This window comes from Vibrio sp. 11-4(1) (assembly GCF_013048625.1).
Classification (GTDB): domain Bacteria; phylum Pseudomonadota; class Gammaproteobacteria; order Enterobacterales; family Vibrionaceae; genus Vibrio; species Vibrio diabolicus.
Genome location: NZ_VHSY01000005.1, coordinates 14,673 through 40,291, shown reverse-complemented (window position 1 = coordinate 40,291; position 25,619 = coordinate 14,673). Strand labels below are relative to the sequence as shown.

21 protein-coding genes are annotated in these 25,619 nt (G+C 45.3%); 11 read left to right on the top strand and 10 right to left on the bottom strand.

The genetic code is table 11. From position 1 onward, the window contains the following. The first annotated feature begins 156 nt into the window (after window positions 1–156). The 4 genes from napG (at window position 157) to FKN16_RS11165 (ending at window position 3,650) form a co-directional block, all read left to right on the top strand. Window positions 157–927 carry a ferredoxin-type protein NapG gene (gene napG / locus FKN16_RS11180; protein ID WP_015313573.1) on the top strand — a complete coding sequence of 257 codons (771 nt, stop codon included), beginning with the start codon at window positions 157–159 and terminating at the stop codon, window positions 925–927. Further along, window positions 927–1,781, top strand: coding sequence for a quinol dehydrogenase ferredoxin subunit NapH (gene napH, locus FKN16_RS11175; RefSeq protein WP_170902707.1), 855 nt, complete (start codon window positions 927–929; stop codon window positions 1,779–1,781). Before napG ends, napH begins: the two co-directional genes overlap by 1 nt. Window positions 1,782–1,985: 204 nt before the next feature. Next, a complete protein-coding gene (locus tag FKN16_RS11170) occupies window positions 1,986–3,167 on the top strand; it encodes an MFS transporter (protein WP_005394895.1) in 1,182 nt (393 codons plus the stop codon). Between the two features lie 171 nt (window positions 3,168–3,338). After that, complete coding sequence (locus tag FKN16_RS11165) at window positions 3,339–3,650, top strand: YrhK family protein (RefSeq protein ID WP_043884592.1); 312 nt, start codon at window positions 3,339–3,341, stop codon at window positions 3,648–3,650. 124 nt (window positions 3,651–3,774) lie between these two features. Here FKN16_RS11165 and FKN16_RS11160 read toward each other — a convergent pair whose 3' ends face one another. The 9 genes from FKN16_RS11160 to deoD all read right to left on the bottom strand — a co-directional run bounded on the left by FKN16_RS11160 (window position 3,775) and on the right by deoD (window position 14,459). Beyond that, window positions 3,775–4,614, bottom strand: a complete 840-nt coding sequence (locus FKN16_RS11160) for an energy-coupling factor transporter transmembrane component T (RefSeq protein ID WP_170902706.1) — start codon at window positions 4,612–4,614, stop codon at window positions 3,775–3,777. Then, window positions 4,611–6,350: a DUF3744 domain-containing protein gene (locus FKN16_RS11155; protein WP_170902705.1), complete on the bottom strand. Its 1,740-nt coding sequence runs from the start codon at window positions 6,348–6,350 to the stop codon at window positions 4,611–4,613. The genes FKN16_RS11160 and FKN16_RS11155 overlap by 4 nt, the downstream gene beginning before the upstream one ends. 6 nt (window positions 6,351–6,356) lie before the next feature. Continuing rightward, window positions 6,357–6,905 carry an ECF-type riboflavin transporter substrate-binding protein gene (locus tag FKN16_RS11150; RefSeq protein WP_005375133.1) on the bottom strand — a complete coding sequence of 183 codons (549 nt, stop codon included), beginning with the start codon at window positions 6,903–6,905 and terminating at the stop codon, window positions 6,357–6,359. A 337-nt stretch (window positions 6,906–7,242) separates the two neighbouring features. Continuing rightward, window positions 7,243–8,373: an HlyD family secretion protein gene (locus tag FKN16_RS11145; RefSeq protein WP_005394904.1), complete on the bottom strand. Its 1,131-nt coding sequence runs from the start codon at window positions 8,371–8,373 to the stop codon at window positions 7,243–7,245. Next, the gene (locus FKN16_RS11140) at window positions 8,373–8,753 is read right to left on the bottom strand and encodes a DUF3302 domain-containing protein (RefSeq protein WP_006741936.1); all 381 of its coding nucleotides are present in this window, start codon (window positions 8,751–8,753) and stop codon (window positions 8,373–8,375) included. Before FKN16_RS11140 ends, FKN16_RS11145 begins: the two co-directional genes overlap by 1 nt. A 243-nt stretch (window positions 8,754–8,996) precedes the next feature. Continuing rightward, complete coding sequence (locus tag FKN16_RS11135) at window positions 8,997–10,580, bottom strand: diguanylate cyclase (protein WP_170902704.1); 1,584 nt, start codon at window positions 10,578–10,580, stop codon at window positions 8,997–8,999. Next, entirely contained in the window at window positions 10,564–12,048 is a 1,485-nt protein-coding gene (locus FKN16_RS11130) for a hypothetical protein (protein ID WP_170902703.1), read from the bottom strand. Before FKN16_RS11130 ends, FKN16_RS11135 begins: the two co-directional genes overlap by 17 nt. A gap of 159 nt (window positions 12,049–12,207) precedes the next feature. After that, window positions 12,208–13,677 (bottom strand): hypothetical protein, encoded by a 1,470-nt coding sequence (locus FKN16_RS11125; protein WP_005394913.1) that lies wholly within the window; start codon window positions 13,675–13,677, stop codon window positions 12,208–12,210. A 71-nt stretch (window positions 13,678–13,748) separates the two neighbouring features. After that, window positions 13,749–14,459, bottom strand: coding sequence for a purine-nucleoside phosphorylase (gene deoD, locus FKN16_RS11120; RefSeq protein WP_005394915.1), 711 nt, complete (start codon window positions 14,457–14,459; stop codon window positions 13,749–13,751). Between the two features lie 397 nt (window positions 14,460–14,856). Here deoD and FKN16_RS11115 point away from each other — a divergent pair, with 397 nt between their 5' ends. The 4 genes from FKN16_RS11115 to FKN16_RS11100 are packed head-to-tail and all read left to right on the top strand — an operon-like array spanning window position 14,857 to window position 18,968. Further along, window positions 14,857–15,807, top strand: a complete 951-nt coding sequence (locus FKN16_RS11115; protein WP_046875782.1) for a DUF523 and DUF1722 domain-containing protein — start codon at window positions 14,857–14,859, stop codon at window positions 15,805–15,807. Next, window positions 15,797–16,600 (top strand): MerR family transcriptional regulator, encoded by an 804-nt coding sequence (locus tag FKN16_RS11110; RefSeq protein ID WP_047009571.1) that lies wholly within the window; start codon window positions 15,797–15,799, stop codon window positions 16,598–16,600. The genes FKN16_RS11115 and FKN16_RS11110 overlap by 11 nt, the downstream gene beginning before the upstream one ends. 19 nt (window positions 16,601–16,619) lie before the next feature. Beyond that, the gene (gene phrB / locus FKN16_RS11105; RefSeq protein ID WP_170902702.1) at window positions 16,620–18,035 is read left to right on the top strand and encodes a deoxyribodipyrimidine photo-lyase; all 1,416 of its coding nucleotides are present in this window, start codon (window positions 16,620–16,622) and stop codon (window positions 18,033–18,035) included. A gap of 6 nt (window positions 18,036–18,041) precedes the next feature. Further along, a complete protein-coding gene (locus FKN16_RS11100; RefSeq protein ID WP_005394922.1) occupies window positions 18,042–18,968 on the top strand; it encodes a L,D-transpeptidase family protein in 927 nt (308 codons plus the stop codon). Between the two features lie 26 nt (window positions 18,969–18,994). On the opposite strand, the gene FKN16_RS11095 is transcribed toward FKN16_RS11100, so the two are convergent. Further along, the gene (locus tag FKN16_RS11095; RefSeq protein WP_005375145.1) at window positions 18,995–19,249 is read right to left on the bottom strand and encodes an Lpp/OprI family alanine-zipper lipoprotein; all 255 of its coding nucleotides are present in this window, start codon (window positions 19,247–19,249) and stop codon (window positions 18,995–18,997) included. Window positions 19,250–19,800: 551 nt separating this feature from the next. Between FKN16_RS11095 and FKN16_RS11090 the strand changes: the two genes are divergently transcribed. From FKN16_RS11090 to FKN16_RS11080, 3 genes are all read left to right on the top strand, one after another. Then, window positions 19,801–21,144 carry a DEAD/DEAH box helicase gene (locus FKN16_RS11090; RefSeq protein ID WP_170902701.1) on the top strand — a complete coding sequence of 448 codons (1,344 nt, stop codon included), beginning with the start codon at window positions 19,801–19,803 and terminating at the stop codon, window positions 21,142–21,144. Window positions 21,145–21,470: 326 nt separating this feature from the next. Further along, window positions 21,471–23,468 carry a prolyl oligopeptidase family serine peptidase gene (locus FKN16_RS11085; protein ID WP_170902700.1) on the top strand — a complete coding sequence of 666 codons (1,998 nt, stop codon included), beginning with the start codon at window positions 21,471–21,473 and terminating at the stop codon, window positions 23,466–23,468. Continuing rightward, window positions 23,469–25,607, top strand: a complete 2,139-nt coding sequence (locus FKN16_RS11080) for a TonB-dependent hemoglobin/transferrin/lactoferrin family receptor (protein WP_170902699.1) — start codon at window positions 23,469–23,471, stop codon at window positions 25,605–25,607. It begins immediately after the preceding gene. Window positions 25,608–25,619: the final 12 nt, after the last annotated feature.

Sequence of the window (25,619 nt, the reverse complement as noted above, 5' to 3'; positions counted from 1 at the left end):
AAATAAATGGAATTATTCAAACTGTGACGACGGCACTGTATATCAGTTGACTTGAATCAATTGAGGGTGGAGTTACCTCTTATGAGGTATGGGGAAGAGGTACGTTTAGCGCTATTTATGCTTAACTTGATAAAGGAGTTTCGTTGAGGAAATAGCATGAAATCCTCTCAGTCTAAAACATCGCAAAGTCGGCGTCGATTTTTGCGTGATACTGTCCGAACTGCGGCAGGCGTTGGCGCAGCGGCGTGTGTGTTGGGCTTACAATCGCTGCAAAGCCAAGCTCGAGAAACGAAAGGTGTGCCTATTCGCCCACCCGGTGCTTTGCCAGAAGGCGATTTCGAATCAGCCTGTATTCGATGTGGCTTGTGTGTTCAAGCATGCCCTTACGACACATTGAAACTCGCGACATTACTTTCTCCTGTAGCCACTGGTTCTCCTTACTTTACTGCGCGCGATATTCCCTGCGAAATGTGCGAAGACATTCCTTGTGTGGTGGCTTGCCCGAGTGGGGCGCTGGATCCGAAGCTAACCGATATTGATGATGCTCGCATGGGGACAGCGGTTCTTATTGACCATGAAACTTGCCTTAACTGGCAAGGATTACGATGCGACGTTTGTTATCGCGTTTGTCCGCTGATTGATGAAGCCATCACGTTAGAGATGGTTCACAACGACCGAACCGGTTATCACGCCAAACTTATCCCAACAGTGAATTCCGAAGTGTGTACCGGATGCGGTAAGTGCGAACAAGCGTGCGTGTTGGATGTCGCTGCTATTAAAGTCGTCCCGACGGATTTGGCGAAAGGCAAAGTGGGCAGTCACTACAATTTTGGTTGGAAAGAGATCGACAAACCACTCGAAAATATCCTCCCTAGTGAGACGCCTGTACCGGAAGGTGCGCTTGAATCGCTAAAAGGAGGTAAGTAATGGCAAAGAACTTAGCTCAAAATGCTGGCAAAGAAGCGGTAGAAAAGCTTGGTTGGTGGCGCGCGCATCGGTTTCTGGTTTTACGTCGGCTATGTCAGCTCACCATTATTGCGCTGTTTATGGCTGGGCCGACATTAGGGGTTCTAACCGGTAACCTCTCATCGAGTATGTTGCTCGATACGGTCCCTTTAAGTGACCCGTTAATTGTGCTTCAAGCTTTGGCGACAGGGCATATACCGGAGTTTAATGCGTTGTTAGGCGTAGTGATTGTCGTGGTGTTCTATGCGATTTTAGCACCGCGCGCATTTTGTGCTTGGGTATGCCCGTTGAACATCGTGACGGACTTAGCGGCGTGGCTGCGCCGAAAGTTCAACATTAAAGCGAGCTATCGTTGGTCTCCTGCTATTCGCTATTGGCTGATCCCTGTTTTGATGTTGGGCAGCGCGCTGTCTGGCGCGATTCTTTGGACATGGTTAGATCCAGTGGCGGCACTGCATCGCGGATTGGTGTTTGGTATGGGCGCAGGTTGGGTGTTGATCGCACTGGTGTTCGTACTGGATCTACTCTTAGTTGAGCATGGGTGGTGTGGGCACTTATGTCCACTGGGTGCTACCTATGGTGTGATAGGCCGAAAAAGCCTGTTGCGCGTTACTGCTGTTCGCCGCGAAAATTGCACCAAATGCATGGATTGCTTTTACGTCTGCCCAGAACCTGAGGTGCTTCGACAACCATTGAAAGAGGGAGATCGTCGAGTTATGGATCAAAACTGCATTAGCTGTGGCCGATGTTTGGATGTGTGTCCAGAACATGTGTTTGAATTTAAGAATCGTCTAACAGTAAAGAATATCGATTAAGTTACCGAGCCTCATCACTGGCGTTTTTACCTATTTCTCTCGATATTTCAACATCGCGCTTAACCAAGGAATTGAGTGCGATGTTTATCTTCATAACAATATCCCTATGCAATATCTGCTTGGTTTGGGTTGAAAATAATAATGATATTGCGAATTTGTTACATTTGAAGCTATGATGATGCCTTCATATTTAAAGGAAACATCATGACTACCTCATCGCAAGGCTGGAGAACGCCGCAAAATTTCCTCCTGTTAATTTCCATTATCGTGCCCATTGCTTTTTCTACTTGGATGGCGTTGTTGAACAACTTTGTTATCGAGAAAGCGAACTTTGATGGCGCTGATATCGGTTTACTTCAAAGTGTTAGGGAAGTACCTGGCTTTCTAGCTTTCACTGCGGTATTCGTTTTACTTTTTATCCGTGAACAACGCTTTATGCTCGTCTCTTTGGCGATGCTTACGCTTGGTACGGCATTAACAGGTTATTTTCCCACTTTGTACGGTCTACTTTTTACCACCTTGTTAATGTCCACCGGTTTCCACTACTTTGAAACACTAAAGCAGTCTTTGTCTTTACAATGGCTATCGAAAGAAGAAGCCCCGGAAATGCTGGGTAAATTTATTTCTGTTGGGGCTTTGGCTTCTCTGTTTACCTACGGCGCCATTTGGGTTTCGCTCGAACAGCTCAAACTTGATTTTAAAACGGTCTATCTAATGGCAGGTGGTTTAGGTTTTGTGCTTATTTTGGTGATGGCATTTGCTTTCCCTCAATTTAAAACAAAAGTGCCTCAAAACAAGAAACTCATTCTGCGTAAACGTTACTGGTTGTACTATGCGCTCACGTTTATGAGTGGTGCTCGCCGTCAGATTTTCACGGTTTTCGCTGGCTTCTTGATGGTAGAGAAGTTTGGATACTCTGCCGCAGACATTACCTTGCTGTTTTTGATCAACTATGTCTTTAACTTCTTGTTTGCGAAGCGAATCGGCCGCTTCATCGGCGTTGTTGGTGAGCGTAAAGCGCTGATGTTTGAGTACGTCGGTTTGATCTTCGTATTCGTCGGTTATGGTTTGGTGCAAACCGCGGAGTGGGCTGCTGCATTGTATGTTGTCGACCATTTGTTCTTCGCGCTAGCGCTTGCTATCAAAACCTACTTCCAAAAAATTGCTGATCCTGCCGATATGGCGTCGACCGCTGGGGTTGCGTTTACTATTAACCATATTGCGGCGGTTGTGATACCCGTTACGTTTGGTGTGATTTGGCTGGTTTCTCCTGCTAGCGTATTTTACATCGGTGCAGGTATGGCGGCTGTGAGCTTACTGCTGTCACTCAATATTCCAGCGAAGCCAGAAGAGGGCAATGAGACCCGCTTATTAAAGTGGAGCTAAGTTGGTACTTACTATCTAGTAATAGAAGTTAATTACTGTTAGTAGCTTCATTGAATTGGGTGCTTAGGCACCCCTTTCTTTATCTTCATGTTGTTTCCTCTATGGTTGTACATATCTATTGAGTCCGTTAGGGTTTTATACCTAAGTATGTTGAAATTACTCGGGTACAACATGAGTCGAAACACTAAGGAGGGTTTTACAGTGCAGGTACATGGCAGGGAGTTGGATTTAGATCTAGGAAACCGTCACGTCGTTATTCAACGTCGCTATGAGGCGTTAGGTGCTGCCAACGATCTGCTCATAGCTATTTGGTTTTTAATTGGTAGTTTTTTCTTTTTGAATGATTCGTTGATTGAAAGCGGGACTTGGCTGTTCATCGTAGGCAGCGCACAGTTGATCATTAAGCCCCTGATAAAACTGATGAGTTTAGTTCATGTTGGTCGCTTAAATAAGCAACTTTCTGGCACATCAACGAGCCGCTGAGATTACACGCCTATTTTGAGCACCTGCAAGCAAGAGGCTAATGAGCGGGTTATCGAGGGGAAAGAGGGAAACATAACGTGGTCACAACACTAACCACGTTATGTTCAGCTTGAAGCTTTAGAATTTAAAACGGATACCAGAACAGTTGTGTGTCCATAACACGCTTGCTGATCGCAGCAATCACTATCACTGCAATCCCCGCCATGCAGATCATATCGGCTTTGGTCAGGGGTTTTAGGCTGTACCAGGTGCGAGATGAGTGACGGCCAAAACCACGTAGCGTCATCGCGTTTGAGATTTGGTCTGCTCTGTCCAAACTAGAGAAAATAAGAGGGCCAAGAATCTTCGCCACGTTCTTCATACGAGTGAACAACGGAGTCTTCTTACTCAGTTCTACTCCGCGTGCTTGCTGCGCGTGCATGATGTTAACAAAGTCCTTTTTCACTTCCGGCAAGTAGCGCAGCGTTAAGCTCACGGCATAGGCGATTTTGTAAGGCACACCCAAGCGGTTCAAGCTAGCTGAAAACTCCGTCGGGTGAGTGGTAAATACAAACACTAACGCGATTGGGAACATGCTGAAGTATTTCAACGTCACTGTTACTAGGTAAAACAACGTCTCTTGAGTGAGCGAGTAATTACCGGGTAACGAGAGTAAAACCGTTGATGAGCCCATGAACTCAGTACCTTGTTGCGGTGCTAACGCGAACATAAATAGGGCATTGATCAGCAATACCGTGCCTGTACCGAGTAAAAGTGGTTTGTAGACATGAAATGGCACTTTGGTCATTTTCAATAAGCCCAAACCAAGCACGATCAACAGTGCAATGATTCGCAAGTCAAACGTGGTCAACACCACCGTTACCCAAGCAATGAAAAGCAAGAACTTAGTAATGCCATTCAATTTATGAAGTGGCGATTGGGTATCGATGTAGTTGATACCAAACTTCATCTTAATGTCTTTCATGCCACTGCTTTCTCTGGTTGGTTTACTTCGCCGCTTTTTTGTTGGCGGTGCGCTTTTTCTACATTGATAAAATGCTGCATAAAGCCATTGGTGTTTTCGATGCCAACTTTCGTTGCCAACTCAAACAGACTTGTTGTGGTGAGGTTCGCTTGGTCCAGTAGCTCTGGACTGCTGAATACCTGCGTCATTGGTGCATCCGCGACTAATTTACTGTCTGCAATCACGATAGAGCGCGTAGTGTATTCCAGCACTAAATGCATGTCATGAGAGATGATCATCACGGTTACGCCCAACTCGCGATTGAGCTTTTCGATGAAACTCAGCATAGACGTGTAGTTCCGGTAGTCCTGACCTGCCGTCGGTTCATCAAGGATCAGAAGCTCTGGTTCCAAGACCAAAATTGAAGCAATGGTTACGCGCTTTTTCTGGCCGTAGCTCAATGCTTCGATTGGCCAGTGACGGTATTTTCTCAAACCGCATAGCTCAAGGACTTCAAGTACTTTAGCTTCGATTTGTTTCTCTTCAACGCCACGATTACGGAGGCCGAAGGCCACTTCGTCGAAAATCATGTGATGGGAAATCATGTGATTCGGGTTTTGCATCACCACGCCCACTTTCTGGCTGCGCTCGAAGATGGTCAGTTCGTTTAGATCTTGACCATTCATGCTCATTGAGCCGCTATCCGCTTCAATAACGCCCATAATCAGTTTGGTGATGGTCGATTTACCCGAGCCATTTTTGCCAAGTACAGAGACAAACTCGCCACGCTTGATGTCAAAACTCACGCCTTCTAGCGCGTTTTTCTCACCGTCGTAAGAATAGGTGAGGCCACAGACTTCAAGCAAAGTCTCGGCTGGCGTTTTAGGTCGTTGTGCTGTTGAACCATCAAACCATGCTTGTACTGCTGGTTTATATTGCTCTAACGGTAATGTGGTTAAGCTAGAAGGTTTTGCATCGCCCTCAATCGCGCAGCCTGCTTCTTTCAGAGCCGAAATATAAAGCGGTTCGCGGATGCCGTAATCTTCTAGCAGAGGTGACGCTAAAATTTCATCTGGCGTTGTATCGGCAATGATTTCGCCGCTTTCCATCAAGATAATACGGTCAACGGAGCGATGCAGAACGTCCTCAAGACGATGCTCAATGATTACGATGGTTTTGCCCGTTTCGCGGTGTAGATCATCGATGATCTCGATGGTTTTTTTTCCCGTTTTAGGGTCAAGCGCAGCTAGTGGCTCATCAAACAAAAGGATATCGACGTCATCGACGAGAATGCCCGCCAAAGAAACACGCTGTTTCTGCCCGCCAGATAAATCGTGGGGAGAGCGATCTAACATCTGTTCCAAGTCGACCATTTTGGCCGTGGCTTTGACCAATGGGTACATGTCGATGTTAGAAGTTAGCTGGTTTTCCAGCGCAAATGCGATGTCTTCGCCAATGCTCAAGCCGACAAATTGGCTGTCCGTATCTTGCAGTACGGTGCCAACTTGCTCAGTGTATTGGTGCATGTCGAAAGGGGCGGTGTCTTGACCATTGATGGTCAGTGTTCCACTGGTTTCCCCTTTGATTGCGTGTGGGATCAGTCCGTTAAGACATTGCCCAAGGGTAGATTTACCACTACCACTTGGACCTATAATGACGATTTTCTCTCCTTTCTCTATCCTTAGATTGATATTTTTTAGCGTCGGTTTGTCCAGCGACTCATATCTAAAAGAGAAGTTAGAAAATTCGATTGTCATTCGACATTAAGCCTCTGTTAAGTTACGGCTTTGCTTGTTACGTTTAGCGACAGACTTAAGAATGAAGAAGCCAACAATAGCAATAAGAATGGTGTTACCGATCGCGATAATTGAAAGCTGGGTAAACACTTTAGTGAACGGTTCTGCGTATAAAATCGTGTCGAGGAATGCAGAGCAACCGTAACCAAATACGTTGCCTAATAGCGCAAGTACTACGAATAACGCGAAGTCTTTCATATTGAAATCGCCTTTCTCTAAACGGTAGCGCGTTAGAGAAGGGAATAGACCGATAATCAAACCAACAATACCTGAACCAAGTACCCAAGTGAGCCATACGCCCCAACCTGCGAATAGGTCAGTGACCCAGTGGCCAATAAAACCAACCAAAAAGCCAACAAGTGGGCCAAATAGTACTGAGAACAATGCTAATACTGCCATGGCTGGTTTTAGCGTTGTGTTTGCAAACACAGGGATGCCAAACATAGGTAAGCCACCGATGCCGTAAAGAGCAGCACCGATTGCAATAACCACAACGGTTTTAGCAGAAAGATTCATAGATAACCTCAGTTCAATGGTCGATTTTAAAGAACGTTCATTTATATTGTTGGAAAGCATTGGTTATTTGATTGTGTAACATATATACAAAACAACCAAGTTGCTTATTGTTTGCTCTATTTTTCTTCAGGAAATGTGTGATTTGATTCACGTATCCCTTTGACTGGCTTTGTTTTTTAGCAAGCATTAAAAATAAGGCGCGCATTATACAGAATATTGATAAAAGTGGGAATGCTATCTGTCTGGATGGCTAGAATGAAATCGGAGGCTGATTGTCAGCCCCCGATTACACTTTCTGATACTATTTTCATCGATAAATGAATGAGCTAGCTGTTCATTAATGGTCTAGGTACAAATAGTTCTGCCAGCTCTTCATGCGAATCAGCACTTTGCGCATCACTGACACGTGAGTAAAGCTGTCTGAGTAAACGGCGACTTCAACCGCGGTACCCATTGGTAGGTGGTATTCGCTCAAATCGTCCGTGATTTTCAGCTTCGCAAATACACGTCCGCTTGTGCGCAGGGCATCGGTACCAAGCAGAGCACCTCTGGCTTGAATTTGGCTTTCACCAATAGCTGGAATCACGTCGATGACTTCGCCACGGAATACCTTGCCCGGTATCGCACGGAACATAAACTCCGCTTCAAAGCCTGCCTTCAAACGTTGTAGCGAGTTTTGTCTGAACGCCGCGGTGTACGTAATGTCTTCGGTATGCACGAAGGTCATTGCAGGGGCAAGCGGCAACGGCACAGCCATCACACCAGGGCGCAAAGCCAATTGCGTAACGTAACCATCGGTTGGCGCACGAACGACGGTTTGCTCAAGGTTGAACTCTGCTTTACGTAGCTCAGCGAGTAGTTGCGCGACTTGGGTATTCTCACCGCCGATTTCCGACTCTAATGCGATCTGTGCTTGCTCTTGCTGCAAAATGGCAACGTCTAGCATGGCTTCTGCCGCTTTGTACGCTTGGCGTCGAGTATCTAAATCTTGTTCCGTAAACGCGCCGCGATCAAAGCCCCTTTGATATCGGCTAAATTCTCTTTGTGCTTTATCTCTATCGGCTTGCGCTTTCAAAACCGCCGCTTCTGCTTCTCTCAAGTCAGACTCTAAACCCAACGCACCTTGGCTTGCTTCTTTCACTTTCGCTTCAAGGCGTGCGACTTCTGCTTCAAAAGGCACAGGATCGATTTTGAAAAGAATATCGCCCGTTTTGAGCGGTTGGTTCGCTTGAACGGGCACTTCCACAACGCGGCCACGTACACCAGAGACGATAGGCGTAGTTGGGAACACTTGGTTACCTAACTGAGTAAATGGGTGGTTGTAGTTCATAAGAAGGACGAGTGTGCCCACCAACACTACGCCGCCAAGTACGGCTGTAGGTACGGTCCATTTGTTCAAAGGAATATTAAAGACTTTAAAAATGGCGATACAAAGGGCTGTATAAGTCAGAATCAGCAATAAATCCATTATTCGTCCTCTTTACTTTGTTCAGTCAAAGGCCTTTGCTGAATCTTTTGTTGTTTCAACATCGATACTTCGTTTTTGAGTTCGTTGACTTCGTCGATGAGCTCTTCAAGACGGTGATGAATGTCGTGAGTTTCTTGCTCAAGTTGTTTGAAGCCCCAGCCTCGCTCCTTGCGCCACAATGTTGCCCATATCCATAAAAATGGCCACAGTGCATGTAAAGTGAAAAGGCTAACCCAGCCTGCGTAATGAATTGCGTCTTGATGAGGGTGTTCGCGTTCTTTAGCAATTTCATACGGAATATCATGAATAACGATAATCCCGTAGAAGATCACCAAAGCAACGAAGATGAGTAACCCAAGTGCAAAATAGTCTAGAAACATCTTACCTGCCTGTGCTTGTTACCTAATGGAAAATCTTACGTAAATGAACAGTTTAAGTATTTGTCTTAACTATCGTTCAATCAAGTTATTTTGTACTTGAATTATGTTTATGCGATATCCGTATCGATTGCGATTCGAGGACAATAAGAAGTGAAGGCGACTATATTCAAACTAAGTAGTAATAAAGGAAGGAATGGAGAATAAAAGCCACGGTTATGCCCCAAGTGAAGATTGGGGCATGGTTTAAAGTTCGGTACAGACTTGGTTTCGGCCATTGGCTTTGGCGCGGTACAAGGCTTTGTCGGCGCGATAGAAGGTACGTTGGGTATTCTCTCCTTCTCGATGTAAGGTAATCCCGATCGATACGGTCAACCCCCGCTCGCCAAGAATATCGTCCCAACCATATTGATAAATGCGTTCGCGGTAATTCTCGGCATGCATTTCTGCCCGCTCTAGATTGCTATTCTCTAGAATGACAAGAAACTCTTCACCGCCAAAGCGAACGCAAGAAGCGCCTTTAAATTTGAAGTATCCTGCTAATTCTTGAGACACACGTTTAATCGCTTTGTCTCCAACAAGGTGACTGAGCTCGTCATTGATGGACTTAAAATGGTCAATATCGATGACCATCAACGCAAATTCAGTATCGTGCAAAAGCAGGTCTTTGAGTTTGACTTCTAACCAACGTCGGTTGTGCAAAGAGGTTAGCGGGTCAGTAAAGACATCTTGCTGTAGTTGGGCGACCGTATTCTTATGTTGTTTGGTGGTTTCCTTGAGCTCTTTGTTTTCAAGTTCTGACAAAATGAGTTTGAGCTGTAGCTCAAAACGAGAAAGTCGACGTAATTGAGTAGAACCCAATTCACCAATTGGAATGTGTTTGACAAGGTCAGATTCAATGCGAAACGCTTTTTTTTCACAGTTTAATGCTTTCTGAAATAACCCTTGAGAAGCGTAAACTTGACTCATTGCGTTGTAAAAATGCTGAGCGACAAGAGGAGACGAGTGTTTCTGAATTCGTTTACCGATAGAGTCCAGCACTAAGTTGGCTAAAGAGATGTGTCCGACACCGTTTAGACAATATGCGGTCTCGATTTTGACCATCGTGGATAACCAGTACGTGGTAGCACTGCCCGTCGTATACTGGACATTAGAGATAGCAAGCAATGCGTTAGGGTAATCCTCTTGCAAACGATGCAGTTTGGCTCGGTAAAGATGAATTTGCGCAGCAAGGTTTTTATCACTGACGAGGATACTTAGCTCTTCACACTCACTCAATAATTCTTGTGCATCTGCGGTACGGTTCAAACTGATGTGACAGGCAAGCATGTAAAGTTTGTAGCGCAGACGTAGGGAGCGACTGCTAATGGCGTGATCGATCGCATCGATTTTTTGGTAATAACGCAAGGCGCGATGGTGATCCCCATAGGCATCGCACAAATTGCCCATTCCAATAATAGCCAGTACGTATTCATCAATATAGCCATATTCGACAGCGATATTCGTTGCAGCAACATATTCGGTTAATGCCGCGTTGTAGTCACCTACTTCTACTAAACGATCACTCAAGCTTGCTTTTACAGACAGAATATCTTCTACATCGTCGGGTAAAACGAGCAACTCAAGGGCTTGTCGTAATTCTTCGATGCTGTCGTTGAGCTGTTTAATTTCTCGTCGATACTCGGCACTAATGATATAGCAATGTGCTTTTTCTCGGTTCGTGGATGCAATATGTAACCCGATGTGCTCCCACAGCGTAATCGCTTCTTCACCAGAGACGGAAGAAGGATCGATGCCTGCGTCAGTAACCTTGCTAAGCAGTTGTTCCATGCTTCATTACCTCAATATAGCTTTCTTCGAGTTGCTCTAAAGTGAATGGGAAGGTCAGGATATCTTGCAAATACAGTATCGGTTTGGAACCTTTTAGCCCGCGACGTTTCCATGGATAGATGTCTAACATAGCCTGAACCGTGCGATAGACATCTTCTGCTGCTTGACCTTTCTCTGCAATTAACATAGCTAGTCTGTCACTGGAAATTCGTGAGATGAGATCACTTGAGGTCGTCAATGCATGAACTAGCTCGGTACAAACATCGAGAAATTCGGGGTTTGCATGCTGAATCATAATGATCGCGTGGTTGGAGCGTTTGAGCTCTGTTTTAAACAGAACTAACTGTTCCCACCAGTAGGTCTCGGACACAACATTAGAAAACTGTTTTTCAGGGTCATATTCATGTTGGGAACGGATACGATTAATTAGCTTACGCGCTCGTTGCTCTAGCTGGCGTTTGGAGCCGCGTGCTTTATCCATACTGACTCGATGAGTCTGTTCTTTGAGCATTTTAAGTGCATGTTTACGGTATTTTTTAAACGCGTTAAACGCCGATTCAAAATTACCTTGCTCTTCAGCGACTCGAGATTGCTGAAAGCAGATCTGACTTAGTAGCTCGCCGTTGTCAAAACTAAGCGCGGACTCTTCTGCTGCGAGTAATAACTTTGCTGCACTATCCGTATTTTTGCGCAAGAGTTCGAGCCTTGCGCGGCTAATAAACGAATGTGCCTTCATCCAAATGAGATCATGTTCAATAGCGAGTTTATGGGCCTTCTGTGTGGCTTCTTCAGCGGCATCAAGGCGTTCTAGCCCAAGTAGCGCTAAGCCTTTAAAGTCCCAGATCTCGGCTTGCCATGTGCTGTCATCATGATCTTTTAGTACTTCGGTTGCACCATCCAGCACAGTGAGCATTTCGACAAACTTATTCAGTAAGTAATAGTCCCAAGCCAACAGGATACGAGCTTTGCCTTCCAACCAAGCAATACGGACGTTGTTTGCCACTTTAACCGCCAACTCATGAGTGGAAGCGGCAAGTTGATGCTCATTTGTGATGCGCCATACGTTGCCAAGCCCAATTAGAGATTCGATTTGAATTTCAATATCATCAACGAGGGCGGATTGTTCGAGTGCATTAATCCAATATTGTTGGGCTGAGTAATACTTTGCTTGTCCCCAATATTGGAGAGCAAATAAATGAAGAATTTCGGGCAGGTGATCGTCGGTTTCAAGTTGGGTTTGCTTGCTGTAGGCGTCTTTGACTAGCTTTAAGCCTTGTCGGTAATCCATTAGGCACCAACAGCACTGCGCCATTATCAGCAATGCTCTGATTTCACCATCCACAAATAAAATTTGCTCCGCGCGGATACGGTATTGCTGCGCAATACTGAAGGTGTGTTCAGGGGCCGTTTTTATTTGGCCTTTAAGCTTTTTGAGCTCATCTTCTAGCTGAATTTGGTTTTTATCCAACGTTCACATCCATGACTATCGAACTGGAATTCACACCTAATATTAAGTGGTTAGATGCATGTTTTATTACCAAAACGATGCGGATAACGCTTTGGTAAAGATTAGGTGCCGTAATGTATACTGTCACAGCCCCTAATTACTACATCTAAATGCCAATAGTTACGATAGGAGCTGTTTGATGGTCAAAGGAGCATCAGTGACTTCTAGCCTTTGTGCGGCGGTAAGACCCTGCTTATCCTGATAGCACAAATTATGCCAAGCTCTGAATATATCTAAAAGAGGTAAAATTCCAGCAGGTCGTAATTTGCGACGTGGCTCGTTAATGAAGCTTTCGAAAAGGATCTGGAAGCGATTTTGATAGAACTGCACATGGCGAGTTGTTGCAACGTTAAACCATTTCTCGGGCTCATTTCTATCACCAGCAAGGTAGCAAATGCCTTTGTGGCTTTCGTCTTGAGTGGAGATCGCCCAGCGATCTCGCCACCAGCTCATATAGGCGATATCGACCTTGCCAAAAGGTGTGCTCATGTCCCAATTTGCGTCTTCTTCTACGTACATCAAGTCGACATTTTTCTCTTTAATTCGAGACAAACAAACGCTCAGTGCTGCCGAACGTAGTAGGGGGTCTTGAGGCATATATAGAGATACACGTTTGTTGGGGCAACACATATCAAGTACATGCAGGTAATGAGCGTATGATGTGTAAGGCGGACGAACTAATGCACCTTTAGATGGGTAATGGAATACAGAAAGATTACCAAGAGGATCTTCCACGTTACCGCGAGCCAAAATGGTTTGGTATTTTTGGTCAATACGTTCACGCAGGAGGTTCGAAGGTTCCGCTGGCGGTTCACTTGCTTCCGCTGTGTACTCTTGGGAAACAAAACGAGAGACCTCGTCGTACGGGTTATGGTCTAGCGTGGCGATTGGCTCTTCATCAGCAGAATAGTTCACATGTTGACAAAGAATATAGCCTGAGTGGGCTTCACCAGAAACAATCCAGTAGACACCATTATTGCTGTTTGGCTGCAATGCAACATAGTTTGAGGCCAATTCATAGTGCGTTGCGTGGTTTACCCAACGAGCATCAATAGTGGCTAATTTACGGCGACAGCGACTCGCAATATGATCAACATGGTCGTAAAAGGTTTTCGGGTTGATACTGAGTTTTCGGCAGATCTCGCGTACAGAGTAACCAGTAAACAATAAGCCCATTAAATTCTCTTGGAATTGTAGCTTTTTGTTCGCGCCTGACCATTTATCAACAAAGGTACTTTGACACGCTTTACAACGGTAACGTTGACGATCACCACTGTAACCGAAAGCGTGGTAGAGGTGTTTATGTGTGTGGACGGATAGTCCAAAGTTCTCGCAATCATCATTGCGGCACGCAGGCAACCCGTCACTGTGGACGTGTCGCAGGCGATGAAGTTCGTTCACGACATCGCGATTGTTAAGTAAGGGGGGGAAAGCTCCACATTCACGGCATACCATCGCCGGACGTTTAGGGTTAGCATGTTGCAGAACGTAACGCTTTGCATCACTCAATCCAAAGTTGTCACACGCCAATGTTTTACAAAAGTTGAGTTGTAACCCATCTGCGTCTTTTGGCAGTTCGCCGTTAGACACAATCGCCCCCTCGGGATAATTCGGGCAGCCAGCAATAACTCTGGCTGCAAATTATTACTTACTACTTGTTCTTAGATGTTGATTGCGGTTTCTAGCGCAACTTTCATCATGTCGTTGAACGACTTTTGACGCTCTTCTGAGCTTAGTTTTTCGCCACGGATGATGTGGTCAGAAACCGTTAGGATAGTTAACGCCTTCGCACCTAGGTCTGCAGCAACACCGTAGATACCAGCCGCTTCCATGTCTACACCTAGGATGCCTAGTTTTTCCATCTTCTCGAAGATGTCAGCTTCTGGTGTGTAGAACAGGTCTGCAGAGAATACGTTACCAACTTTAACTGGTACTTGTTGAGCACGCGCTTGGTTTACCGCTTCTTCTAGAAGGCCGTAGTCAGCGATTGCAGCGAAGTCGTGGTTGTTGAAACGGATACGGTTTACTTTAGAGTCTGTAGAAGCACCCATACCGATAACAACGTCCATTAGGTTAACGTCGTCACGTACCGCACCACAGCTACCTACACGGATTACGTTTTTCACACCGTATTCTGCGATTAGCTCGTGTACGTAGATACAGCAAGAAGGGATACCCATGCCGTGACCCATAACAGACACTTTTTTGCCTTTGTAAGTGCCAGTAAAGCCGAACATGTTACGAACGTCACAAACTTGCTTCACATCTTCAAGAAACGTTTCTGCGATGTATTTAGCACGTAAAGGGTCGCCTGGCATTAGAACCGTTTCAGCGAAATCACCTGGTTGTGCATTGATGTGTGGGGTTGCCATAAGTGCTCTCCAAAGTTTTGTTTTGATAAAACGCCTCTAGTATAGAACGCTATTACCAATTCTGTTGAACTTGTTCGTTTTCGTTGAAGCAATAATATCGGGACGTACAGTGGCCCCTTGAGAGCTTAGTCACAAAAACCACGCTTTTAGAAACCATGAACATCATTGATAACTAAATCTGTTGAAAGCAAAAGAGCAATCGATTCGCTTTTGAGCGATTTGTCGATTGCGCGCACAAAATGGACACTGAGAACATCAAAAACTTTTGAGAAAGCGCTGATCGAAATGCTCTTGAGAAAAGTAAAACGATTAAATTGTACAATTTATTTTCTTGTACAATCTAAAAAGCCTTGCTATAAGTTATACAACAAAACATTTTGTATAGGGATGCGTCATCATGGAATCTTCAATCAAAGTAGGTATCAGTTCTTGTGTTTTGGGTGAACGAGTTCGTTTTGACTCTGGTCATAAAGTAAGTAACTTTGTGACTAAAGAGCTCAGCCCATATTTTGACTTTGTTTCGGTATGTCCCGAAGTGGGCGTCGGAATGCCAGTGCCGCGACCAACAATTCGTTTGATTTCCGAAGAAGAGCGTGTGGCGCTGGTAGAAACTAAAAATCCAGAAAATGACCATACCGATAATATGCTTGCTTACTCTGCTAACAAAGTGGAGGAGCTACAAAGCGAGCAACTTTGTGGTTACATCGTCTGTGCCAAGTCTCCAACTTGCGGTATGGAGCGCGTCAAGGTTTATAGCAAAAATAACGCAGCGAAAGAAGGCGTCGGCTTGTACACACAAACGCTGATGAAAAAAATGCCTTGGTTGCCCGTCGAAGAGGATGGCCGACTCAACGATCCTGTATTAAAAGAAAACTTTATTACCCGAGTATTTTGCTTGAACGACTTTTATGACTCGATGGACGGAGAGCCAACTCGAGGCAAAATTATCGATTTTCATTCGCGCTATAAGTTGACCTTGATGGCGCATCACCCTGAGTCATACCGCTCTCTTGGTCGTTTAGTTGCCGATGTCGCTAGCTATGAAATCGAAGAATTCTATCAAGAGTATCGCTTAGGTCTTATGAAGGCACTTGCGAATCGTGCTAGCCGAAAAAACAACACTAACGTACTAATGCATTTACAAGGGTATTTTAAGCGCGCTTTAACTAAAGACGAAAAAGAAGAATTAGCAACAGTAATTCATGACTACCGCACTGGTACATTGCCATTGTTAGCACCGTTGACATTGATTAAGCACTACTTAAACACTTACCCAGATGAGTATTTAGCAAAACAGAAGTTTTTAGAACCGTATCCGCAGGAGATGAGATTACGCTATGGTTTGTAGTTCAGAAGAAAAACTATACGCGATCCGAGACGTCGCAGAAATCACGGGTGTAAAGCCAGTTACGCTGAGAGCTTGGCAGAGAAGATACAATTTGATCCAGCCTCAGCGAACAGAAAAAGGGCACAGACTTTATCGACAGCAAGATCTCGATACGATTCGTGAAGTCCAGAGTTGGCTCGCGAAGGGGATTGCAATCGGTAAAGTAAAGGGACTTTTGGGAAAAAGTGCTGACGTAGAAGTCAACAATGAAGTTCGTACTCTCGAAGAAGTAGAAACCATGTTATCAGCACTTTCGAAACTGAATCGAGGCAAAGCGGAGAGCTTACTTGCTTCTGTTCTCAAAGAGTATCCATTGAATTTGGTTATTGAACAGTTTATTGACCCTGTATTTGACGCGCTGGAGATGGTCAAAGGATCGCTGAGATCGTTGCAGATGGGGTTATTTCAAACTTGTTTGATTACTCGTCTTGCCCTTGTTATCGACTCTGAAAACAAAGCCGCTTCCAAAGGGAAGTGCTTGCTTATCAGCTTTGAACAACATAGGGAAGCAGAGAGCTGGATTCAAGCAGCGAAGTTGTGTGAGCAAGGGTATCACACGACGTTGATCGACAAAGTTGATGATGTCTCTGGTTTACTGGAGCACGAAGTTGTTGATAGCTACTCGCTCATTTACCTGTTTTCCAATAAAGCGCTGGCAGCTAAGCAAGTGGAGTCCATCAAAATGCTTCAAACACGTTTTGGCGAACGTATTGGATGTTCTGAAGTGATTGAGAAACTGCACCTAACAGAGTAGACGAAACGAAGGAGACACCATGATCTTAGTATGGTTTCGACGTGATTTACGAACGTTAGACCACACCGCACTTAAAGCGGCGTTAGATTCAGGTCAGCCTGTTGTCGCTTGTTTTATCGCGACGCCAGAGCAGTGGCGAGAACACCACATGGCGCCGATGCAGGCGGATCTCATTGCTCGTCGTTTAGAGTATCTCAACGACGAGTTGGAAAGCCTGAATGTTCCTTTTTTATATAAAGAGGTGCCGTCGTTTTCTGATTGTACCGAAGTGATTAGTGAATGGGCGAAAACACTTGAAGCAACGTCTGTTATGGCGAATATTCACTATGAAGTGAATGAACGAGAGCTCGATGCACAAGTGAGTGAGGCGCTAGCTTCCCATGATATCGATTTTGAACTGTTTCACGACAAATGTGTGCACCCACCAACGACGGTTCTCAATAAGCAAGGTGAGTATTTTAAGGTATTTACACCATTCAAACGTGCTTGGTTGACGCAGTTTCAAATGCCAGCGGTAACAAAGCCTCAAGAACAAGCGCCGCTAAGCAGCAAACTATTGGAACAATTAGAGCCGATTCGATTTAGTTCAGACTTCACGTTTAGCTATCCTCGAGAGTCCAGCGAGGATTGGTTTGCTTCGACCCATGATGTTTTAAAGCAGCTTAGGGAATTTGCTCGTGAGCGCAGTGATGCTTACAAGGAAGATCGAGATTTTCCGGCTATTGATGGCACCAGTCAACTGTCTCCCTATCTTGCGATTGGTGCATTGTCACCAAGGCAATGTATTGCTCGCTTGTATGCTGAAAACCAACAAAATGACCTAACAGAAGGAAAAGCAACTTGGTTGAGTGAGATCATTTGGCGTGAGTTTTATCAGCATCTGTTGGTTTTCGAACCAAAGCTCGTTAAAGGCAAAGGCTTTATCGACTGGGAAGATAAAATTCAATGGTCTTATGATGAGCAGGCTTTTGAGCGATGGAAGACAGGAGCGACAGGGTACCCGATCGTCGATGCTGCAATGCGTCAGCTCAACCAAACAGGCTGGATGCATAACAGGCTTCGTATGGTTGTCGCGAGCTTTCTCACCAAGGATTTACACATTGACTGGCGTTGGGGCGAAGCGTACTTCATGAGTAAGCTGGTGGACGGTGATTTCGCAGCAAACAATGGTGGTTGGCAGTGGTCTGCATCGACGGGTTGTGATGGGCAGCCGTACTTCCGTATTTTCAACCCGATAAGCCAAGGTGAGAAGTTTGATTCTGATGGCCAATTCGTGCGCCACTGGGTGCCTGAAATCAAAAGTGTGCCAAACAAATACATCCATAAACCTTGGACTTGGAAGGGATTTTCTTTACTGGAATATCACAAGCCGATGGTTGATCACAAGACAGAAAGAGAGATAACCTTACGGCTCTTTAAAAGTGCCAAGGAATAAAGTGAAATGCTTAGCAAAAAGCGATCAATGAGTTTCGCAAAACGTACGCTGTTATCTGTATCGTTATCTTTAGCGAGTGGTTTGTCATTCGCAAAAATGTACGAGCTACCAGAGGATGGCAGTCGTTTAATTGGTCGCCTTGAAAACCACGTCGTGCAAGAAGGCGAAACCATGGCAAATATTGCCAAGCACTACGATGTCGGGATGCTAGGTTTAATGGCGGCAAATAAAGGCGTGGATCCCTTCTTGCCAGAAGAGGGACACGTTCTTACTATTCCAACACAACTGATCCTCCCAGATGTACCCCACAAAGGCATCGTCATCAATTTAGCGGAATTGCGCTTATACTACTTCCCGAAAGGGGAAGATATTGTGCATGTATTCCCCGTGGGAATCGGGCGAATTGGGCGAGACACCCCGGTGATGACAACGCGTATTAGCCAAAAGCGTCCAAACCCTACGTGGACGCCGCCAGCCTCGATTCGTGCCGAGTACAAAGCGAAGGGCATTGACTTGCCAACCGTTGTACCTGCCGGTCCAGACAACCCACTTGGGATGTTTGCATTGCGTTTAGCCTACGGAAATGGCGAGTACCTTATTCACGGTACCAACAAAGATTTCGGCATCGGCATGCGCGTCAGCGCGGGTTGCATTCGTATGGACCCAAGCGACATTGAATGGTTGTTTGAAAAAGTTCGTAACGGTGAAGAAGTGAATATCATTAACCAACCAGTGAAAGTATCACTAGAGCCGGACAGAAGTGTATTTTTAGAGGCACATGAGCCATTGACTCGCAGCAATGGTGAGAAAGATCACCTACAGGTACCAAAAGAGTTAAAGTGGTGGCTGGATGAGTTCGGACTGAAAAATGTGAAGGCTAAAGCAGCGATTGCCGCGCAGAATGGGGTTCCTGTCGAAATAACCGCGCCTTAACAGGCGTTAAGACGCGGTATCAAATCTTACTTAGTGTAAGACTGAGCGATGTTATCGATACGCTCGTTAGCACGCTCAGCTTCTTCTTGAGCAGCCATTGCTGCTGCACCTGATTTTTGAACGTCAGATTGAAGAGCTTGTACGTCTTGGCTTAGTTGGCTAACTTGGTTGCTTAGTTCGTCTAGTTTTGCTGCATTTGCTGTTGCTGCGTCATCAGAAGAAGCACAACCTGCTAGTAGAAGTACTGAAGTTGCTGCAGCTGCGATCAACGTTTTGTTCATATAAGAACTCCTTGCTTATAGTGAAAGTCTCGCTACCAACTATTATTTTATACAGTAGCGAGGTTAAATGTGGATACATTTTATCAGTACATGATGTAGCAAAAGTCAAAAAAACCCAAGAATTTCATGGAGTACCTGACGTCAACTTTTACCTGAGCTTAACAAAGGTGAGTGAATTATCATCTCCCTTATTCCCACAACAGTTCTCATAGCAGGTGTTTTTGCCACGTTCCTGATATCAATAATTTAGACGATATTGACACAAATGAAAGTTTCTCGGCGCAAATAACTGCCATTTACGCAGTTTTATTGGAGAACGAGAGGCGCACCTTGAGCTCGCTTTTCTCTAAATCTTAAGCCAAGCAGCTGACCAATAAAGCGAGGGGTTGTTCTTAATTGACCGCAAATGATGTTTTGTTTTCATCTGTGGGAATTAGTTTGTGTGATCTCTATCTATACTCCTATGATTTGCGGTATTATACCGAGCTTTATTTTTTTGCTGCGTTAGAGCGGAAACGACATTACAGAGCGCTCAGACGCTGACTGATTTATTGGAGAATACTTTGCAATTTAAAGATCTAGGCCTAGACAACCGATTGTTGAAGAACCTAAAACACTACGATTTTAAAAAACCAACTGACATTCAAAAGCAGGCTATTCCTGTTGCGATTGCAGGCAAGGATTTATTGGCATCTTCGAAAACGGGTTCGGGCAAGACTTTGGCGTTTGTATTACCAATGCTTCACAAGTCTTTAAAGACAAAATCGTTTTCTGCCAAAGACCCTCGCGCAGTTATTCTTGCTCCCACTCGTGAGCTAGCGAAACAAGTGTATGGTGAGCTTCGCTCTATGCTTGCTGGCCTATCTTATGAAGCTGCATTGATTTTGGGTGGTGAGAACTTTAATGATCAAGTGAAAGCACTGCGCCGTTACCCTAAATTCATCGTGGCGACACCAGGACGTCTGGCTGACCACTTAGAGCACCGCTCGCTTTACCTTGAAGGTTTGGAAACGCTGATCCTTGATGAAGCAGACCGTATGCTGGATTTGGGCTTTGCACCAGAGCTTCATCGTATCCATAAAGCAGCTAAGCATCGTCGCCGTCAAACATTAATGTTCTCTGCAACGTTGGATCACGCCGACGTAAATGACATTGCGGCTGAAATGCTTAATGCTCCGAAACGTATTGCTATCGGTGTTTCTAACGAAGAACACAAAGATATCACGCAAAAATTCTACCTGTGTGATCATCTTGATCATAAAGAGGCGATTCTAGATCGCGTACTTTCAGAAGCAGAATATCGCCAAGTTATCATCTTTACGGCGACGCGCGATGATACTGAGCGCCTAACAGCGAAGCTAAACGAGAAGAAACTGAAGGCCGTTGCACTGAGTGGTAACTTGAACCAGGCTCAACGCAATACGATCATGAGCCAGTTTGAGCGAGCGGTTTTCAAGATCCTAGTGACAACAGATGTTGCTTCTCGTGGCTTGGATATTGCGACAGTGACACACGTCATTAACTTCGATATGCCAAAGCATACTGAAGAATATGTACACCGTGTTGGCCGTACGGGCCGTGCTGGTAACAAGGGTGATGCGATTTCTCTTGTTGGTCCAAAAGACTGGGATAGCTTTAAACGTGTAGAAGCTTACCTACAACAAGATCTTGAGTTTTCAGTATTCGAAGATCTGAAAGGTAAGTTCAAAGGCCTGAAGCCACCTAAGCCAGATTTCCGTAACAAGAAAGCGACAGCGAAGAAATCACGCCCTCAAGCGAAGAAGTCGGCTAAGAAACCTGTTAAACGTGACAAGAGTTTCTACAAAAACGTATCAGTGGGTGATGATGTGTTCATTCCGAAGAAAAAGCCAGCGGCACCAAACTCTGAAGAGTAAAAGTCGCTCCAGTTTTCAACTGATTTTAGTTTTTCAAAACCCGAGTGTTCGCACTCGGGTTTTTTTATGCTTATCTCTAGGCGAAATGATGTCTTTCTGTACTAACGTGTTTGCTAGGCTTTTATATTTATCTAGTTTTATATAAACAGCATAGATCGCTAATTTAGAGAGGTATTAAGTTTTATCAACTCGGTCCAAACAAACGTTTTTCCTCACATACTAGATAAAAATTTCACATGATTATGAAAATGATAATTGATCTCATTTTTATTTAAGGGCAGAATACGCGCCATTGTATTAATCCTATAAATGAATTTGCTCTCTATATGAAATTTACTCATGTTTTTTTAGGGCTCATAATTATCTCTAGTTCTTGCTTTGCCGTTAATGACTTTAATTGGTTGCGAGATGACGCTCGTAAAGATGAGCGAGTTCTTACCTACCTAACAGAGCAGAACCGTAAGACTGAACAGCATCAAAAAAAATATCAGACGTTGACGCAAGATCTGCTCGCGCAGTGGGAAGCCATGGTGGCAGATAAAGGTGATAAACCATGGTCGATCGTAAATGGACGCGAATGGACGTTAACACGTCGTGACCGTGGTTATGTGTTGCTATCACGTTCGAACCAGTATGCACAAGAGAACACAGTATTTGATTTCTCTGAACGTCAATCTGCATATCCGTATTATCAAGTAGGGCAGTGGCAAGTAAGCGGAGACACGTTGCTTTTCACTGAAGATATTGATGGCAGCGAGCAATATCGCGCCGTGGTTGTTGATTTACTCTTTGGCCAATCTACGGAGCTGGCAACGCACGTCGATAGCGGTGTATTGCTTTCACCTGATGGTAAGATGGCTTACCTCGTTTCGAAGGAAATGCGTACACAGCGACCTCATCAGATCCTACGCATCTCCACTGAATCTTCGGCTAAAACCGTTGTATGGCACGAATACAAATCAGATTGGTTACTTTCTTTCTACCGTGCGGCAGATAGCCGTTACGTGGTGCTGCAAAGCAACAACGAGTCAACCACAGAGCAGAAGCTTGTTGATCTAGAAACGGGCACCGTAAGCGATTCACTGAGAGTGCCGGAAGCGGGCGTGGAATATTACGCGGATGTGGCGAAAGGGCGCGTTTACGTCAACAGCAATCTTGAAGGTACATTTGCACTTTATCAAACCGATCTAGCACCTCTTAGCGCAACATGGCAACGCTTTACTACCCTTCGTGAACCGCTTGACCAGTTCTACCTTTATGATGCAGGAGTTGTGGCACTCAGTAAGCCGAACAACGTAGCGACATTGACGGTGTATTCATACCAAGGTCAGGAAAAAGTGATACTGCCATTGGAACAGGATGGCAATGTCGCTTGGTTGAGCACGTTGGGCGATTTTGAATCAAACAAGATTCGTATACGAAGCATGTCGATGACTACGCCTCCTCAGTGGGAAGAGTTCGATGTAAAAACGCTGACTAAAACCTTGTATTCTCAAGATGCTTACCAAGATTTTGATAGTCAACGTTATGTCTCCCAACGCATTTTTATCAAGCACGATGGTGTTTCTGTCCCGGTCTCTTTAGCGTATCGCAAAGACAAATTACACGCGCAATCACCTGTGATGATTTACGGCTATGGCGCATATGGTTTTACGATGAAACCGTACTTTATGCCTCAAGTCATAAGCTTGCTCGACCAAGGCGTGATTTACGCTATCGCCCATGTTCGCGGCGGTGGGTACTTTGGCGATGAGTGGCACGAGCAGGGCCGTGGTGTGCGCAAAGCCAATTCTATTGGTGATTTTGTCGCGGCCGCTAAGGCGATGCAAACGTTTGAACGCGGCAATAGAGAGATTTTTGCCATCGGTTCAAGTGCTGGTGGCACGTTGGTCGCGGGAGCGGTTAATCAAGACCCTAAATTGTTTTCAGGTGTCGTGCTTAAAGTACCTTTTGTTGATGTGGTAGCAAGTATGTCGGACACCTCACTTCCGCTGACCACACAGCAGTATGGCGAATGGGGTAACCCAACCAAATCTGAGCAACTGGCGCTAATGAAAGCGTACGATCCAATTCTCAACATTCATAAAGACGCTTACCCACCCATGCTGGTTCAAGTCGGTTTGATCGATCAGCGCGTGCCTTACTGGGAAGGTGCCAAGTATCTCGCCAAGGTTTCCGCGCTAAGTGAGCGCGACGGGCCGTACTTGTTGCAGACCGATTTTAATTCGGGCCACCAAATGGACCCACGACAAGCGCAAGAACAACAAGCAAAAGAATACGCCTTTCTTTTATCACTAATTAAAACATCTAAAGCGGAGCAGTAAATGAAGCTTACCCCAGTGTCAGCGGCAGTACTTTCGGTACTAGCTGCCAGCCAAGTGCACGCCAAATCTGACGTTTTCTCTATGGAAGAGGTCGTGGTGACGGCGAATCGGATTGAACAACCAATGTCTGAACTAGCAGGCAGCGTCGCAGTTGTCACCAGCGAAGAGATTGAACAAAAGGGCGAAACAGAGCTTTATGATGCGCTGCGTCACGAACCTGGGGTAAGTGTGTCGGGTGGCGCTGGTCGTCCACAAAACATCACGATTCGAGGCATGACGGGTAACCGCATTATGATCATTCGTGACGGTATTCGCTCAGCAGACGGTTTTGGTGCGAATGACAGCAATGACAAAGTGGGCCGCGATACGTTTGATCTTTCTAATTTGGAATCATTAGAAGTAGTGAAAGGGGCGAGCTCCTCAGTCTTAGGTTCTGGTGCTATCGGTGGCGCTGTGATTCTAAAATCCAAACAGCCGGGCGAGTTTTTAAAAGATCGTGACTTTTATGTTGATGCCACGGGCACGTACACGGGGATCAGCAATAAATACAAAGGTGCGAGCAATCTGGCATTTCGTTCTGGCGACACGGAAAGCTTAGTCAACGCGGCGTATTGGCAAGGTGAAGAGACGCGTAACTTCAGCCAAGATTTGTACAACCGCGATTTGGATGGTTACAGCGCGTCATACGCCATCAATCATTTTTTCAATGATGAAGTGATGGTCAAAGCGCGTGCCGAACTTTATCGGCAAGACCAACAACGCCTGGAAGGTTCGCCATCTATACAGAAGGATGGCAAATGGCATATCGAAGACTTCGCAGAAGATGAATCGACAAAAGAGTACAGCGCTTATATTGGTGCAGAGGTTACACCGATTAATCCAACTTGGTTCGAAGAGTTAGATACAAAGGTCTACTGGCGCCACACCGAAGTGGTGGAAGACACGAATCGTTTAATGAGACAAGTTGACCACAATGGTTTGACTGTTAGACGTCGCGAGCTAGAACACAAAACCTTCATTGACGAAACAATTGGCTTCCGTGGTGATTTCACCAATACGATTTATGCTGCAAATGCTGAGCACCAATTGGCTTACGGTATCGAGCTTTCTACTGACTATTATGAACGCACAGATAGCGATTCCAAGATTGATTGGAACGGGGTAACGCCTTCGACCAAACAACCTTTCGCTCCTGCTCGTGCTTATAACATTGGTCTGTACGTTCGAGACATGGTGGAGCTGGATAAATGGACCATTACAGGCGGCCTGCGCTTTGATGCGCATCGTCTAACACCGGACGGTGAGGGTGAAGTGGGCGGTTTCCCATTAAAAGACATGGATAGCTCAGAGGTATCTCCAAGCCTATCGATTTCTCGTGAAGTGTTTGCCAATAACATCGCTTATATATCTTATAACCACGGTTATCGTGCTCCGGAATACGACAAAGCGTATGGCTTCGTAAACCATGACTTTGTGCCGCTAACGCCGTTTGTCATTGCACCGAACATGGATCTAGAGGCTGAAACTTCGGATTCGTTTGAAATCGGTAACAAATTCGATAATGGCCGCGCGCAACTTTACGTTTCTGCGTTTTACAACAAGTTCCAGAACTTCATCGATGTTGTTACCACAGGGCAAGATAACTTCGGTAACTACATCAAGCAATACCAAAACTTACACGGCGTTGAAACCTACGGCGCGGAGCTTTCTGCCGCGTACGCTTTCACTTCGTCTTGGAAGCTAAGTACCAAGCTTGGTTATGTTGACGGAAAGGACGCCGAAGGCGAGTACGTTCGTAGCATCACACCTTTCGAGGGCAATGTTAGGCTGAACTATCAGCAGCAAGACTTTAATGCGTTCGCGACGTGGAACTGGGCTGGTTCGATGGATCGTGTGCCGAGTTGCCAAACGTCACTTGGACAAAAGACCGAGTGCGCACAAACAGATTCATGGAACACGTTCGATTTGGGGGCAAGTTACCAAATCACTGAAGATTTTCGTTTGAGTGCGACCATCATCAACCTGTTCGACAAAGAATACATTCGCTACCAAGACGTTGCTGGCATAGCAGATGAGAGCAAACGCTACTCAACGGAACCAGGTCGTTACTTTACGGTTAACGCGAAGTACATCTTTTAGTAGGAGCCCTGC

Bases quoted from the DNA above. Each gene is read 5' to 3' on its own strand.
- napG (WP_015313573.1), top strand. From the start codon at position 157: ATGAAATCCTCTCAGTCTAAAACATCGCAAAGTCGGCGTCGATTTTTG.
- napH (WP_170902707.1), top strand. From the start codon at position 927: ATGGCAAAGAACTTAGCTCAAAATGCTGGCAAAGAAGCGGTAGAAAAG.
- FKN16_RS11170 (WP_005394895.1), top strand. From the start codon at position 1,986: ATGACTACCTCATCGCAAGGCTGGAGAACGCCGCAAAATTTCCTCCTG.
- FKN16_RS11165 (WP_043884592.1), top strand. From the start codon at position 3,339: ATGAGTCGAAACACTAAGGAGGGTTTTACAGTGCAGGTACATGGCAGG.
- FKN16_RS11160 (WP_170902706.1), bottom strand. From the start codon at position 4,614: ATGAAAGACATTAAGATGAAGTTTGGTATCAACTACATCGATACCCAA.
- FKN16_RS11155 (WP_170902705.1), bottom strand. From the start codon at position 6,350: ATGACAATCGAATTTTCTAACTTCTCTTTTAGATATGAGTCGCTGGAC.
- FKN16_RS11150 (WP_005375133.1), bottom strand. From the start codon at position 6,905: ATGAATCTTTCTGCTAAAACCGTTGTGGTTATTGCAATCGGTGCTGCT.
- FKN16_RS11145 (WP_005394904.1), bottom strand. From the start codon at position 8,373: ATGGATTTATTGCTGATTCTGACTTATACAGCCCTTTGTATCGCCATT.
- FKN16_RS11140 (WP_006741936.1), bottom strand. From the start codon at position 8,753: ATGTTTCTAGACTATTTTGCACTTGGGTTACTCATCTTCGTTGCTTTG.
- FKN16_RS11135 (WP_170902704.1), bottom strand. From the start codon at position 10,580: ATGGAACAACTGCTTAGCAAGGTTACTGACGCAGGCATCGATCCTTCT.
- deoD (WP_005394915.1), bottom strand. From the start codon at position 14,459: ATGGCAACCCCACACATCAATGCACAACCAGGTGATTTCGCTGAAACG.
- FKN16_RS11115 (WP_046875782.1), top strand. From the start codon at position 14,857: ATGGAATCTTCAATCAAAGTAGGTATCAGTTCTTGTGTTTTGGGTGAA.
- FKN16_RS11110 (WP_047009571.1), top strand. From the start codon at position 15,797: ATGGTTTGTAGTTCAGAAGAAAAACTATACGCGATCCGAGACGTCGCA.
- phrB (WP_170902702.1), top strand. From the start codon at position 16,620: ATGATCTTAGTATGGTTTCGACGTGATTTACGAACGTTAGACCACACC.
- FKN16_RS11100 (WP_005394922.1), top strand. From the start codon at position 18,042: ATGCTTAGCAAAAAGCGATCAATGAGTTTCGCAAAACGTACGCTGTTA.
- FKN16_RS11095 (WP_005375145.1), bottom strand. From the start codon at position 19,249: ATGAACAAAACGTTGATCGCAGCTGCAGCAACTTCAGTACTTCTACTA.
- FKN16_RS11085 (WP_170902700.1), top strand. From the start codon at position 21,471: ATGAAATTTACTCATGTTTTTTTAGGGCTCATAATTATCTCTAGTTCT.
- FKN16_RS11080 (WP_170902699.1), top strand. From the start codon at position 23,469: ATGAAGCTTACCCCAGTGTCAGCGGCAGTACTTTCGGTACTAGCTGCC.